Origin of the sequence: Thauera sp. 63 (assembly GCF_000310165.2) — a bacterium.
Lineage (GTDB): Bacteria > Pseudomonadota > Gammaproteobacteria > Burkholderiales > Rhodocyclaceae > Thauera > Thauera humireducens.
Genome location: NZ_AMXC01000005.1, coordinates 172132 through 184877 on the forward strand (window position 1 = coordinate 172132; position 12746 = coordinate 184877).

Genomic DNA, 12746 nt, shown 5'->3' on the forward strand with positions numbered 1-12746 from the left:
CCCCGCCCGCGATCAGACGCGACGGAAGACCAGCGTGCCGTTGGTGCCGCCAAAGCCGAAGTTGTTCTTCAGCGCCACGTCGATCTTCATCGGACGGGCCACGTTGGCGCAGTAGTCCAGGTCACACTCCGGATCCTGCTCGAAGATGTTGATCGTCGGCGGCGAGATCTGGTTATGGACCGCCAGCACCGTGAACACCGACTCCACGCCACCGGCACCGCCGAGCAGATGGCCGGTCATCGACTTGGTCGAATTGACGACCAGCTTCTTCGCCGCATCGACGCCGAAGGCGAGCTTGATGGCTTCGGTCTCGTTCTTGTCGCCCAGCGGCGTCGAGGTGCCGTGCGCGTTCAGGTAGTGGACCTGATCCGGGTTCACACCTGCATTCTTCATGGCATTGACCATGCTGCGGCGCGGACCGTCGGTATCGGGCGCCGTCATGTGGTAGGCGTCGCCGCTCATGCCGAAACCGGCGAGCTCGGCATAGATCTTCGCGCCACGGCGAACGGCGTGCTCATACTCCTCGATCACCATGACACCCGCGCCCTCGCCCAGCACGAAGCCGTCGCGGTCCTTGTCCCAAGGACGGCTCGCGGTAGCCGGATCGTCATTGCGGGTCGACAGTGCCTTGGCGGACGCGAAGCCGCCAATCGCCAGGTTCGTCACCGTGGACTCGGCGCCGCCGCACACCATCACGTCGGCGTCGCCGTACTCGATCATGCGCGCGCTCAAACCAATCGCGTGCAGACCGGTGGTACACGCGGTCACCACCGAGATGTTGGGCCCCTTCATGCCGAACATGATCGACAGGTTGCCGGAGATCATGTTGATGATGGTGCCCGGAATGAAAAAGGGCGAAATCTTGCGCGGACCGCCGCCGAGGAAGTCGTCGTGCGTATCCTCGATCATCGGCAGGCCGCCGATACCGGAACCGATGTTGACGCCGATGCGATCGGCGTTGGATTCATTGACCTCGATGCCGGAGTCGCGGATCGCCTGAATGCCCGCGGCCATGCCGTAGTGGATGAAGACATCCATGCGGCGCGCGTCCTTGGCGGACAGGTATTCGGTGACGTCGAAGTTCTTCACCTCGCCCGCGATACGGGCGGCGAAGGCACTTGCGTCGAATCGGGTGATCGGACCAATGCCGCTCTTGCCGGCAATCAGGTTTTCCCAGGCCTCGGGAACAGTATTGCCGACCGGCGAAATAAGACCCAGACCGGTGACGACGACTCTACGACGCGACACGGGCAACTCCGTTGAAATCAATGAAGAAAATACGAGAAGTCCGGATACCGCTCACGCGGCATCCGGACCGCAGGAACTCAAGGAAGCGAATTACTTCTTGAGATGGGCGTTGACGTAGTCAATCGCCTGCTGGACGGTGGTGATCTTCTCGGCCTCTTCGTCCGGGATTTCGCACTCGAATTCTTCTTCGAGGGCCATGACCAGCTCCACGGTGTCCAGCGAATCCGCGCCAAGATCATCGACGAACGAAGACTCGATCTTGATCTCCGATTCGTTCACGCCAAGTTGCTCAGCGACGATCTTTTTGACGCGCTGTTCGATGTTCTCCATGAACTAACTCCTTCCCAGAGGGTAACGGGTGTATTGAAAAAGCCGGCGTATTCTACCAAAAGCCGGCTGAACCGCTATCCTGACCGTCGGTCAGGACATGTACATGCCGCCATTCACGTGCAGGGTGGTCCCCGTCACGTAGGCAGCGGCAGGCGACGCAAGGAACGCAACAGCGCCCGCAATCTCTTCCGGACGCCCGAGGCGTCCAAGTGCAATGTTGCCAAGCAGCGCGTCACGCGCCGTCTCGGGCAGCGCACGCGTCATGTCGGTGTCGATGAAACCGGGTGCCACGCAGTTGACCGTGATGTTGCGGCTGCCCAGTTCGCGCGCCAGCGCACGCGTCATGCCCGCCACGCCGGCCTTCGCTGCCGCATAGTTGGCCTGCCCCGGATTGCCGGCACTGGCCACCACCGAGGTGATGTTGATGATCCGCCCGGTGCGCGCCTTCATCATCCCGCGCATCACCAGCTTGCTCATGCGGAAAACGGCGCGCAGGTTGGTGTCGATCACCGCATCCCACTCCTCGTCCTTCATCCGCATCGCGAGGTTGTCGCGCGTGATCCCGGCATTATTGACCAGGATGCCGATTGCGCCGAAACGCTTCTCGATGTCGCCGACCAGGGCATCACAGGCTTCGGCGTCAGTCACGTTCAAGGCCATGCCCGCGCCCTTGCAGCCGGCTTCGAGCAGCGCCTTCTCGATATCGGCCGCGCCGGATTCCGAAGTGGCGGTACCGACGACCGTCGCGCCGAGACGGCCCAGTTCCAGCGCAACGGCCCGACCGATGCCGCGCGATGCGCCAGTGACCAGCGCGACCTGTCCTTCAAGCGAAAAACTCATTCCTTACCTCACCGCCGCAATCGACTGCTCGAGGCTCGCCGCATCGTGCGCCGAACCGCCTTCCACTTCCTTCGCAATACGCTTGGTCATGCCCGCCAGGACCTTGCCCGGCCCGCACTCGATCACGTGAGTCATGCCACGCGCTGCCATTGCCTGGACCAGCTCGATCCAGCGCACCGGCGAATAGGCTTGGCGTACCAGTGCATCGCGGATCTTTTCCGGATCATCATAGACAGCGACATCCACGTTGTTGATGACGTCGATCTCCGACTTGACGATGGCAACGCCCGCCAGGCGCTCCGCCAAACGCTCTGCGGCCGGGCGCATCAGCGCACAGTGGAAAGGCGCCGACACCGGCAGCAGCACCGCACGCTTGGCACCCTTGAGCTTGGCGATCTCGCCCGCACGCTCCACCGCGGCCTTGGCGCCCGCGATGACGATCTGCCCCGGTGCATTCAGGTTGGCGGCCTCGACCACCTGCCCTTGCGCAGCCTCTGCACAGGCCTCGCGTACCGCATCGGCTTCGAGCCCCATCACCGCAGCCATCGCACCCTCGCCAGCGGGCACGGCCTCCTGCATTGCCTGCGCGCGGAAGCGCACGAGGGGCACGGCGTCGCTGAACGCCATGGCGCCCGCGGCGACCAGCGCCGAATACTCACCAAGGCTATGACCGGCCATCAGGGCCGGCTTGGGGCCGCCCGCCGCAAGCCAGGCGCGGTAGGCCGCAACGCCTGCGGTCAACATCAGTGGCTGCGTATTGACGGTCAGCGCAAGGCGCTCGGCCGGACCATCGCACACCATGGCCCACAGATCCTCGCCCAGCGCGTCGGACGCTTCGGCGAAGGTTTCACGAATCACTGCAGATTCGCCATAGGCGGCCATCATGCCCACCGACTGCGAACCCTGCCCGGGAAAAACCAGCGCAAATGCCATGCCTGCTCTCCGGTGGTCAGAAATGAAATTGAAGATTCAGAAATCGATCAGGGCTGCGCCCCAGGTAAAGCCGCCGCCAACGCCCTCGATGACGACACGCTGTCCTGCGCGCAGCTGGCCGCTGCGCACGGCCTCGTCCAGCGCCAGCGGAATCGACGCAGCCGACGTGTTGCCATGGTGGTCGAGCGTGGTGATGACCTTGTCCATCGACAGGCCCAGTCGCTTGGCCGTGGCCTGGATGATGCGGATGTTGGCCTGGTGCGGGACGAGCCAGTCGACACTGTCGGCGGTCTCACACGCCAGCTCCAGCACCTCGTGGGCGACGTCGCCGAGCACCTTGACAGCAAACTTGAACACCGCCTGGCCATCCATGCGCAGGAAGGGATCGCCGATGATCTGGCCGGAAGCCACGCCGCCGGGCACGCACAGGATCGGATGATGGCTGCCGTCCGCATGCAGCGCCGAGGCGCGGATGCCCGGCTGCTCGGACGCCTCCAGCACCACTGCGCCGGCACCGTCACCGAACAGCACGCAGGTCGCGCGGTCAGACCAGTCGAGGATGCGCGAGAACACCTCGGCGCCGATCACCAGGGCCCGCTTGTGGCTGCCCGAGCGGATGAACTTCTCGGCAACGGTCAGCGCATAAACGAACCCGCTGCACACCGCCTGCACGTCGAAGGCCGCGCCACCATTGCGGATGCCGAGCTTGGCCTGCACCAGCGCCGCCGTGCTCGGGAAGATGTAGTCGGGGGTCGAGGTCGCGACGATGATCAGGTCGATGTCCTCGGCTTCGCAGCCGGCCGCCTCGATCGCCCGCTCGGCCGCGATGCGCGCCAGATCGCTGGCCCCCACGTCGGCCGCGGCCAGATGGCGGCTGCGAATACCCGAACGGCTGACGATCCACTCGTCCGAGGTATCGATGCCGCGCGCGACGAGATCGTCGTTGCTCACCGGATTGCCGGGCAGATAGCTCCCGGTCCCCGCGATCCTTGCGTAGATCATGCTTTTACCTCGTTCATGTTCGCCATCCTTTCGGAAATGCGCTCGATGAGTCGATTGGACGCCGCATCGGCCGCGCGCGACAGGGCGTTGCCGAAGGCAACCGCGTCGGCCGAACCGTGGCTCTTGAGCACCACGCCGCGCAGGCCCAGCAGGGGCGCACCGTTGTACAGGCGGTGATCGACGCGCTTCTTGAAGCGCTTGAGCACCGGCAAGGCCACGACCGCCATCAGCTTGGTCAGCGGTGACCGGCTGAACTCCTGCTTCAGGAAGGCGCCCAGCATCTGCGCCAGACCTTCGGAGGTCTTCAGCGCGACATTGCCGACGAAGCCATCGCAGACCACCACGTCGACCGTGCCTTCGTAGATGTCGTCACCCTCGACGTTGCCGTAGAAGTTGAGACCACTGGCGCGCAACAACTCGCCCGCCTCCTTGACGACGTCGTTGCCCTTGATGGCCTCTTCGCCAATGTTGAGCAGACCGACGCTGGGTCGCTCCTTGTGTTCGATGGCGGCGACCAGCGACGAGCCCATGACGCCGAACTGGAGCAGATGCTCGGCCGTGCAATCGACGTTGGCACCGAGATCGAGCACATAGGTATGCCCCTTCATCGAGGGCAGTACGGTCGCGATCGCCGGACGGTCGACACCCGGCAAGGTCTTGAGGACGAAACGCGAGATCGCCATCAGCGCACCGGTGTTGCCGGCCGAGACGGCGGCACAGGCCTCGCCCGACTTGACCAGGTCCATTGCGACGCGCATCGAAGAGTCCTTCTTGTTGCGCATGGCGATGGCGGGCGGGTCGTCCATGGTGACGACTTCGGACGCCGGGTGAAGGCGGATCCGTGTTCCGAATTCGGAAACAGCCGTGCCGAGATGGGGCAGGATTGCCTCTTCCCGACCGACGAGAATTACATTTGCATCAGGATGGCTGCGCAGGAAGGACAGCGCAGCAGGCACGGTCACGACCGGGCCGTGATCGCCACCCATGCAGTCGATCGCAATGGTGACACCCATCGGCATCTCGCGTGATTCAGACGGTGATTGAAAAAGAAACGCGGAAAAAAAGCGGCGCAGGCGCATTGCGCCATGCGCCGCCCTCGCGCTCGAGAGGCGGAATTACTCGCCCTTGGCCTTCATGACCTTCTTGCCACGGTACACGCCGCTCGGGCTGACGTGGTGACGCAGGTGGACTTCACCCGTGGTCGGCTCAATGGCCAACGCCGGGGCGGTAAGGAAATCGTGGGCGCGGTGCATGCCACGCTTCGACGGGGACTTCTTGTTCTGTTGGACGGCCATGAAAATGCTCCTGATACAAATTAAATGCGCCTAGTCTGCGCGATGACTGCCTCGCAGCGACGCCAGCGCAGCGAAAGGCGATTCTTCATTCGCCCCATTACCACCCCGGGGCGCTTCACATTGTTCGTGTCGCGGCGCAATCGGCAACGCCAGCAGGATTTCGTCCTCGATCAGCGCGAGCAGATCGAGTTCTCCTTCGATCTCGATCGCGTCGACCTCGTCGTCCTCGAGTTCCTCGTCCGGAATCGGTTGCCCGACCCGCACCGGCTGCAGCACGGTTTCCACCGCCAGCACCCAGTCGAGACCACCAAGACAGCGCTGGCAGCGAAGATTGAGCGTGCCGGCAAGACTAAGTTTCAGGCGGGGTTCGGACTGACCGGACACCACACCTTCGACCGTCGAGCCTTCCACCGACCAGCTGATCGCCCCCTCGCTACTGACGAGAGAATCCGTCAGGCGCGACAACTTCGCCACCGCCACCTCACCCTGCAAGGTTCGTGCGTCAGCGGCGAAACGGAACGGGTCGGCAATCTTACCGAACGATGCGCTTTGTTGCGACATAAGCCGTGCATGATATTATTTTTTCTGGCTTTGTGTCAAAGCCGTCATGCAGCGCGCCGCCTTACCCGGCTCCCGCACCTCCGTCGCACTCGCCCCCCGCCCGCCCGATGAAGCTCGTCCTCGCCTCCACTTCCGCCTACCGGCGGACGCTGCTCGAACGCCTGACCATTCCATTCTCCGTCGCTCGTCCGGACACCGACGAAACCCCACTCCCCGGCGAGACGCCCGCTGCCACTGCGGAACGGCTCGCAGCCGAGAAGGCGCGCGCGGTCGCCCGTGACTGGCCGGACGCACTGATCATCGGCAGCGATCAGGTCGCTCACATGGGCAATGAAGTCTTCGGCAAGCCCGGCACGGAAGCCCGTGCGGTCGAGCAATTGCAGCGCATGAGCGGCCAGACGGTGATCTTTCATACCGCCCTCGCCCTGCTCAACACCCGCAGCGGCCACATACAGGTCGAGGGCGTCCCAACCTCGGTGCGATTCCGTACGCTGGGCGACGACGAGATCCGGCGCTACGTCGCCAAGGAGCGCCCGCTCGACTGCGCCGGCAGCGCGAAGTCCGAAGGCCTCGGCATCGCCCTGCTCGACGCGCTGTCCGGCGACGATCCGACCGCACTGATCGGCCTGCCGCTGATCGCACTGTGCCGGATGCTGCGCGCCGAAGGCGTCGACCTGCCGTGAGCACCCAGCCCCAACACCACCACCCCGCCGAGCGCGGCACACTCTTCCTGGTGCCTGTCGCCCTCGGTGACGCCCCCTGGGACAGCTTCCTGCCCGCTCAGGCCCAGGCAATCACAGCCAGGCTCCACCACTTCGTCGTGGAGACGGCGCGCGCGGCGCGCGCCCACCTGAAGCAGCTCGACTATCCGCACCCGCTGCGCGACACCGACATCCGCGAACTCCCGGGCGACCCTGCCAGCGCAAGAGACGCCGAGTTCGACGCCCTGCTCGCCCCCGCGCTCGAGGGCCACGACATCGGCCTGATGTCCGACGCCGGCTGTCCGGCCGTCGCCGACCCTGGCGCACGCCTCGTCGCCCGCGCACACGCGCTCGGCATCCGCGTTGCACCGCTGGTCGGCCCGTCGTCGATCCTGCTCGGCCTGATGGGCTCCGGACTCAACGGCCAGAGCTTCGCTTTCCACGGCTACCTGCCGGTGAACGAAGCCGAACGCGACACCACGCTGCGCGCGCTCGAAGACGAGTCGCGCAAGCTAGGACGCACGCAGATCTTCATCGAGACGCCGTACCGCAACGAGCGGATGTTCGACGCCCTGCTGAAAACGCTGAAGCCGGAAACGCGCGTGTGCGTGGCCTGCGACCTCAGCACGGCCGGCGAACTGCTCCAGACCCGCAGCGTGCGCGACTGGAAGAAGACCGGACATCCCGCACTCGCAAAGCGCCCCAGCCTGTTCCTGCTGCTCGCCTGAAGGCCGACGCGCCGCTCAGGCGCGGCCGAGCAGCCAGCGCACCATGTCGCCAGGCGTCGGCACGCAGGCCAGCGGCGACTCCGCCTCGAGTGCGGCACGCGGATGCGCCCCGAAGCTGACCCCCAGCGCAGCGACACCCGCATTCTTCGCCATCTGCAGGTCGTGAGTCGTATCGCCCACCATCAGCGTGTGCTCGGGCATCACGCCAAGCTCGTCCATCAACTCGTCGAGCATCGCCGGATGCGGCTTGGAGAAGCACTCGTCGGCGCAGCGGGTGGCATGGAAATGCACGCCCAGCCCGGTGTTGCCCAGCACGCGGTCCAGCCCCGCCCGGCTCTTGCCGGTCGCCACGCCGAGCATCCTGCCGCGAGCGGCCAGTTCGGCGAGCAGCGCCTCGACACCGTCGAAAAGCGTGAGCTCGTGGTCGCGCGAAAGATAATGGTGGCGGTAGCGCTCGATCATGCGCGGATAGTCGGACTCGCGCAGCTCGGGGACGGCGTGACGCAGGGCATCGCCGAGGCCCAGTCCGATCACGTAGCGCGCATGCTCGTCCGACGGCTCGGGCAGACCGAGATCGCGGCACGAAGCCTGGATCGCATGCACGATGGCCGCGGCAGAGTCCATCAGCGTGCCATCCCAGTCGAACACGATCAGATCGAAACGCTCAGCCATGGCTCTTCTCCGGTGCGCCCAGCCGATCGACGAAGCCCTGCAGCTCCTCAGGCAGCGGCGCCTCGAAGGACAGGGCCTCGCCCGTCAGCGGGTGGGCGAACTTCAGCTTCGCCGCATGCAGGAACATGCGCTTCAGCCCCTCGCCTTCGAGCCGCTTGTTGAGCGCGAAGTCACCGTACTTGTCGTCACCGCACAGCGGGAAGCCCAGATGCGCCAGATGCACGCGGATCTGGTGAGTACGGCCGGTCTTGAGCTCGACCTCGAGCAAGCTGTAGTCGCGCCACCGCTGCACGAGACGGACGATGCTGTGCGCAGGCTTGCCCTCGTCGCTGACCCGCACGCGCCGCTCGCCGTCCCCGGTCAGGTACTTGTGCAGCGCCACCTTCACGTGCTGCAGCGGATTGTTCCAGCGCCCGGGCACCAGCGTCAGGTAGCGCTTCTCGATGCGCCCCTCGCGCATCATGTCGTGCAGCGCGGTCAGCGCCGAGCGCTTCTTCGCCACAATCAGCAGGCCCGATGTCTCGCGGTCGAGGCGGTGCGCAAGCTCGAGCATGCGCACCTCCGGACGCTGCACGCGCAACTGCTCGATCACGCCATAGCTCACGCCGCTACCGCCATGCACCGCCTTGCCCGCCGGCTTGTCGATAACGATCAGTGCTTCGTCCTCGAACACCACGGGCAAGGGCTTGCCCGCGGGCGCGGGCGCGCTGCGGGTCGGCTCGGCAACGCGGATGGGCGGAATGCGCACCTCGTCGCCTTCCGCCAGACGGTAGGTCTGCTGCACCCGCCCGCCATTCACGCGCACCTCGCCGCTGCGCAGGATGCGATAGATGTGGCTCTTGGGCACGCCCTTGGCGACGCGCAGCAGGTAATTGTCGATGCGCTGACCGGCCGAAGCCTCGTCGATACGCTCGTGTCTTACCGCAATGCTTTTGCCTTCGATAGTCGTCATGAAATATACTTTCGGGCGGTTGACCCGGTCGCTGCCAGCCAAGTGCATCACGTCGAGGTTTCGTGCGTCAAAACGCCGATACCGATCGACGACGGCAGACTGCTGGCGATGAGCCCTGAAGAGCGCTCCCGGCGTCACCGCTGCGTGCCATCCAAAGCCGAAAAAGGCGCCGATGGTAACGCAATCGCCAACTTCGATACACCCATCCAGCCTCAGGGTTGGATATTGACGCGTTACTCGCACTTGCAGGATCAAATGCTCCGGCCCGGCCGCCCTACCCGGCGCGCCGGCGGGAGCAAGAGAATATCGACCAGCCGACCCATCACAGCCCGACAAACCCACCGGATGACAGCAGAAGCCCTACCCAATCGCTCCTGAACCCGGAAAGCGCGATGGTGCGCGCCGTTCGTCCTGCCCGTGCTTTTGACGCGGGAGAACGATCCAAATGAAGCGCATGCTTTTCAATGCGACGCAGGCCGAAGAACTGCGCGTCGCGATCGTGGATGGTCAGAAACTGATCGACCTCGATATCGAATCGGCCGCAAAAGAAGAACGCAAGAGCAACATCTACAAGGCGGTCATCACCCGCATCGAGCCCAGCCTCGAAGCGGCTTTCGTCGACTATGGCGCCGAGCGCCATGGCTTCCTGCCCTTCAAGGAAATCTCCCGCTCCTACTTCCAGCCTGGCGTTGACGCCGGCAAGGCCTCCATCAAGGAAGCGCTGAGGGAAGGCCAGGAGCTGATCGTCCAGGTCGAGAAGGACGAACGCGGCAACAAGGGCGCGGCGCTCACCACCTACATCTCGCTGGCTGGCCGTTATCTGGTGCTGATGCCCAACAACCCGCGCGGCGGTGGCGTATCGCGCCGCGTCGAGGGCGACGAGCGCGCCGAACTGCGCGAGATCATGGACCAGCTCGACGTGCCGCAGGGCATGAGCCTGATCGCCCGCACCGCTGCCATCGGCCGCAGCGCCGAAGAGCTCGAGTGGGACCTCAACTACCTGATGCAGCTGTGGCGCGCCATCGAAGGCGCCGCGCAGGGCCAGAACGGCGCCTTCCTGATCTACCAGGAAGGCAGCCTGGTGATCCGCGCGATCCGCGACTACTTCCAGCCCGACATCGGCGAGATCCTCATCGACACCGATGACGTCTATGAGCAGGCACGCCAGTTCATGGCCCACGTCATGCCGGGCAACGTCAGCCGCGTGAAGCGCTACAGCGACGACGTGCCGCTGTTCTCGCGCTTCCAGATCGAGCACCAGATCGAATCGGCCTACTCGCGCCAGGTCGGACTGCCCTCAGGCGGCGCCGTGGTCATTGACCACACCGAAGCGCTGGTGTCGATCGACGTCAACTCGGGTCGCGCCACCAAGGGCTCGGACATCGAGGAAACCGCCTTCCGCACCAACTGCGAGGCCGCCGACGAGATCGCCCGCCAGCTGCGCCTGCGCGACCTGGGCGGCCTGATCGTCATCGACTTCATCGACATGGAGTCGCAGAAGAACCAGCGCGAGGTCGAGAACCGCCTGCGCGACGCGCTGCGCCACGACCGCGCCCGCGTGCAGACCGGCAAGATCAGCCGCTTCGGCCTGCTCGAGCTGTCGCGTCAGCGCCTGCGCCCGGCGCTGGCCGAAACCAGCTACATCACCTGCCCGCGCTGCAACGGCACCGGCCACATCCGCAGCACCGAATCTTCCGCGCTGCACATCGTGCGCATCCTCGAAGAGGAAGCGATGAAGGAGAACACCGGCGCGGTGCACCTGCAGGTGCCGGTCGACGTCGCCACCTTCCTGCTCAACGAGAAGCGCGTCGATATCGCCCGCATCGAGATGCGCCACAAGGTGCAGCTCATCATCGTGCCGAACCGTCATCTGGAAACGCCGGCGCACGAGATCATCCGCCTGCGCCACGATCAGCTGAACGCCGAGGACATCGCGCTGGCCAGCTACCAGATGGTGCAGAAGCCCGCCGAGGAGGAGGAGCGCCTGCCGTCCAAGGCCAACGAGCGCCCGGCCCGCCAGGAGGCCGCGGTGAAGGGCATCGCCCCCGCGCAGCCGGCTCCGGTCGCCGCACCTGCGCCCGTTGCCGCGGAAGCGCCTGTCGCACCTGTGCAGAAGGGCCTGCTCGCCCGCATCATGAGCTGGTTTACCGGCGGCAAGCCTCAGGCTGCCGAACCCGTCGCCGAGCCGGTGATCGAAGCCGCTCCGAAGCGTGAAGGCCGCGGTCGCAGCGAACGCAACGGCGAAGGCCGTCGCGGCAATGGCAACCGGGGCCGCCGCGGCGAACGCGATGGCGAGCCCCAGAGCGGACGCGGCCAGCGCGGCGAGCGCCAGGAGCGCACCGAAGGCAGCGAGAAGCCGCAACGTGCCGTCCAGACCGAGAAAGCCGAGAAGACCGAACGCGGCGAGCGTCCGGAACGGGGCGAACGTCAGGAGCGCGGCGAAGGCCGTCGCGGTCGCGGTCAGCGCGGGCAGCGTGCCGAAGACGCCGAGCGCGCCGTCGAGGTCGCTGCAACGGAGAGCAACGAGGCCTTGCTGAAGGCCGCAGCGCCGGTTGTTGCAGCCGAGGTCGCGGTCAGCGCCGAAGCAGCTGTCGTCGAGCCGACCGCAGGCGAAGACGGCGCGCCCAGCGAGAAGCGCCGCCGCCGCGGCCGTGGTCGCGGTCGCCGCTCCGGCGAAGCCCAGGGCACTGGCACCAGCGTCGCCACCGAAGAAGCGCTGGCGGGCGACGCCGCCGAGCTGGCACCCGAGGCTGAAACCACTACCACCGAAGCAGTCCCCGTTCAGATCGAGGCGCCCCCGGTCGCGGCGGTCGAGCCCGTCGAGACGCCTGCGCCGACGACTGAGCAGGCACGCGTCGAAGAGCCCGCCGCCGAGCCCTTCCCGGCTGCCGCGGTCGAAGCCGCGCCGGTTGCCGTGACCGAGGAAGCCATCGTGGCCGCAACGGTCACTGCCGAGCCGGCCGAGGTCGAGCCAGCCGCCGCGGCCGAAGAAGCCGCTCCGCTGCCCCTGCCGGTTGCCGAAGCGGTGACCGTCGAGGTCGCTGCAGAGGAGTCGGTCGAGGCCGCGCCGGCACCGGTGAAGCTCGAGACCGGAGTCGCCGCGGAAACCGAGGTGCCTGCCGAAGTGACTTCTGTCGAGACCGAGCCGGCCATCACTGCGGAAGCGCCCACGCTGATCGAGCGTGCGGTTGCCGCGCAGGCGACCGAAGAAGCCCCTGTGGCGGCAAGCGAGGCCGAAGCCAGGCTGGCGCCGAGCGCACCGATCGAACTGCCGACGACGCCGACCGAAAGCGGCCTGATCATGATCGAGACCGATCCGTCCAAGCGTGCCGCATTCGGCACCGGCGCACCGGAACAGACCGTGCGCCTGGGTCGCAAGCCGCGCCCGGCCCCGGTCATCGCCGAGGAACCGCTGCAGCAGGTCGAGACCAACAAGTAAGCGTCGCGCGCACTGCGCAAACACGAAGGCCATCCGCAAGGATGG

Annotated in this window: 13 protein-coding genes; 3 read left to right on the forward strand and 10 right to left on the reverse strand. The window is 65.9% G+C overall.

All coding sequences use genetic code 11. The annotated features are described in order from the left end of the window. Positions 1 to 12: 12 nt before the first annotated feature. From fabF to C664_RS07035, 8 genes are all read right to left on the reverse strand, one after another. Entirely contained in the window at positions 13 to 1248 is a 1236-nt protein-coding gene (gene fabF, locus C664_RS07000; protein WP_004255951.1) for a beta-ketoacyl-ACP synthase II, read from the reverse strand. A gap of 90 nt (positions 1249 to 1338) precedes the next feature. Further along, the gene (acpP, locus tag C664_RS07005; protein ID WP_004255952.1) at positions 1339 to 1578 is read right to left on the reverse strand and encodes an acyl carrier protein; all 240 of its coding nucleotides are present in this window, start codon (positions 1576 to 1578) and stop codon (positions 1339 to 1341) included. A gap of 90 nt (positions 1579 to 1668) precedes the next feature. Next, complete coding sequence (gene fabG / locus C664_RS07010; protein ID WP_004255953.1) at positions 1669 to 2418, reverse strand: 3-oxoacyl-ACP reductase FabG; 750 nt, start codon at positions 2416 to 2418, stop codon at positions 1669 to 1671. Positions 2419 to 2421: 3 nt separating this feature from the next. After that, on the reverse strand, positions 2422 to 3351 hold the full coding sequence (gene fabD, locus C664_RS07015) for an ACP S-malonyltransferase (protein WP_004255954.1): 930 nt from the start codon (positions 3349 to 3351) through the stop codon (positions 2422 to 2424). Positions 3352 to 3387: 36 nt separating this feature from the next. After that, positions 3388 to 4353, reverse strand: coding sequence for a beta-ketoacyl-ACP synthase III (locus tag C664_RS07020; protein ID WP_004255955.1), 966 nt, complete (start codon positions 4351 to 4353; stop codon positions 3388 to 3390). Then, positions 4350 to 5366, reverse strand: coding sequence for a phosphate acyltransferase PlsX (gene plsX / locus C664_RS07025; RefSeq protein WP_004255957.1), 1017 nt, complete (start codon positions 5364 to 5366; stop codon positions 4350 to 4352). Before plsX ends, C664_RS07020 begins: the two co-directional genes overlap by 4 nt. A 102-nt stretch (positions 5367 to 5468) precedes the next feature. Then, positions 5469 to 5648, reverse strand: coding sequence for a 50S ribosomal protein L32 (rpmF, locus tag C664_RS07030; RefSeq protein ID WP_004255959.1), 180 nt, complete (start codon positions 5646 to 5648; stop codon positions 5469 to 5471). A gap of 30 nt (positions 5649 to 5678) precedes the next feature. Then, positions 5679 to 6209, reverse strand: a complete 531-nt coding sequence (locus C664_RS07035) for a YceD family protein (RefSeq protein ID WP_004255961.1) — start codon at positions 6207 to 6209, stop codon at positions 5679 to 5681. 107 nt (positions 6210 to 6316) lie between these two features. Between C664_RS07035 and C664_RS07040 the strand changes: the two genes are divergently transcribed. Both C664_RS07040 and C664_RS07045 read left to right on the forward strand, forming a co-directional pair. Next, positions 6317 to 6892, forward strand: coding sequence for a Maf family protein (locus C664_RS07040; RefSeq protein ID WP_004255962.1), 576 nt, complete (start codon positions 6317 to 6319; stop codon positions 6890 to 6892). Further along, positions 6889 to 7638 carry an SAM-dependent methyltransferase gene (locus C664_RS07045; RefSeq protein WP_004255964.1) on the forward strand — a complete coding sequence of 250 codons (750 nt, stop codon included), beginning with the start codon at positions 6889 to 6891 and terminating at the stop codon, positions 7636 to 7638. The genes C664_RS07040 and C664_RS07045 overlap by 4 nt, the downstream gene beginning before the upstream one ends. Positions 7639 to 7653: 15 nt before the next feature. Here the strand turns inward: C664_RS07045 and C664_RS07050 are convergent, their stop codons facing one another. Next, positions 7654 to 8310 (reverse strand): HAD-IA family hydrolase, encoded by a 657-nt coding sequence (locus C664_RS07050; protein WP_004255965.1) that lies wholly within the window; start codon positions 8308 to 8310, stop codon positions 7654 to 7656. Beyond that, complete coding sequence (locus C664_RS07055; RefSeq protein WP_038011188.1) at positions 8303 to 9262, reverse strand: RluA family pseudouridine synthase; 960 nt, start codon at positions 9260 to 9262, stop codon at positions 8303 to 8305. The genes C664_RS07050 and C664_RS07055 overlap by 8 nt, the downstream gene beginning before the upstream one ends. Before the next feature lie 445 nt (positions 9263 to 9707). On the opposite strand from C664_RS07055, the gene C664_RS07060 reads away from it, so the two are divergent. After that, positions 9708 to 12701: an Rne/Rng family ribonuclease gene (locus C664_RS07060; protein WP_004255969.1), complete on the forward strand. Its 2994-nt coding sequence runs from the start codon at positions 9708 to 9710 to the stop codon at positions 12699 to 12701. Positions 12702 to 12746 lie beyond the last annotated feature (45 nt).

Bases quoted from the DNA above. Each gene is read 5' to 3' on its own strand.
- acpP (WP_004255952.1), bottom strand. From the start codon at position 1,578: ATGGAGAACATCGAACAGCGCGTCAAAAAGATCGTCGCTGAGCAACTT.
- fabG (WP_004255953.1), bottom strand. From the start codon at position 2,418: ATGAGTTTTTCGCTTGAAGGACAGGTCGCGCTGGTCACTGGCGCATCG.
- fabD (WP_004255954.1), bottom strand. From the start codon at position 3,351: ATGGCATTTGCGCTGGTTTTTCCCGGGCAGGGTTCGCAGTCGGTGGGC.
- C664_RS07020 (WP_004255955.1), bottom strand. From the start codon at position 4,353: ATGATCTACGCAAGGATCGCGGGGACCGGGAGCTATCTGCCCGGCAAT.
- plsX (WP_004255957.1), bottom strand. From the start codon at position 5,366: ATGGGTGTCACCATTGCGATCGACTGCATGGGTGGCGATCACGGCCCG.
- rpmF (WP_004255959.1), bottom strand. From the start codon at position 5,648: ATGGCCGTCCAACAGAACAAGAAGTCCCCGTCGAAGCGTGGCATGCAC.
- C664_RS07035 (WP_004255961.1), bottom strand. From the start codon at position 6,209: ATGTCGCAACAAAGCGCATCGTTCGGTAAGATTGCCGACCCGTTCCGT.
- C664_RS07040 (WP_004255962.1), top strand. From the start codon at position 6,317: ATGAAGCTCGTCCTCGCCTCCACTTCCGCCTACCGGCGGACGCTGCTC.
- C664_RS07050 (WP_004255965.1), bottom strand. From the start codon at position 8,310: ATGGCTGAGCGTTTCGATCTGATCGTGTTCGACTGGGATGGCACGCTG.
- C664_RS07055 (WP_038011188.1), bottom strand. From the start codon at position 9,262: ATGACGACTATCGAAGGCAAAAGCATTGCGGTAAGACACGAGCGTATC.
- C664_RS07060 (WP_004255969.1), top strand. From the start codon at position 9,708: ATGAAGCGCATGCTTTTCAATGCGACGCAGGCCGAAGAACTGCGCGTC.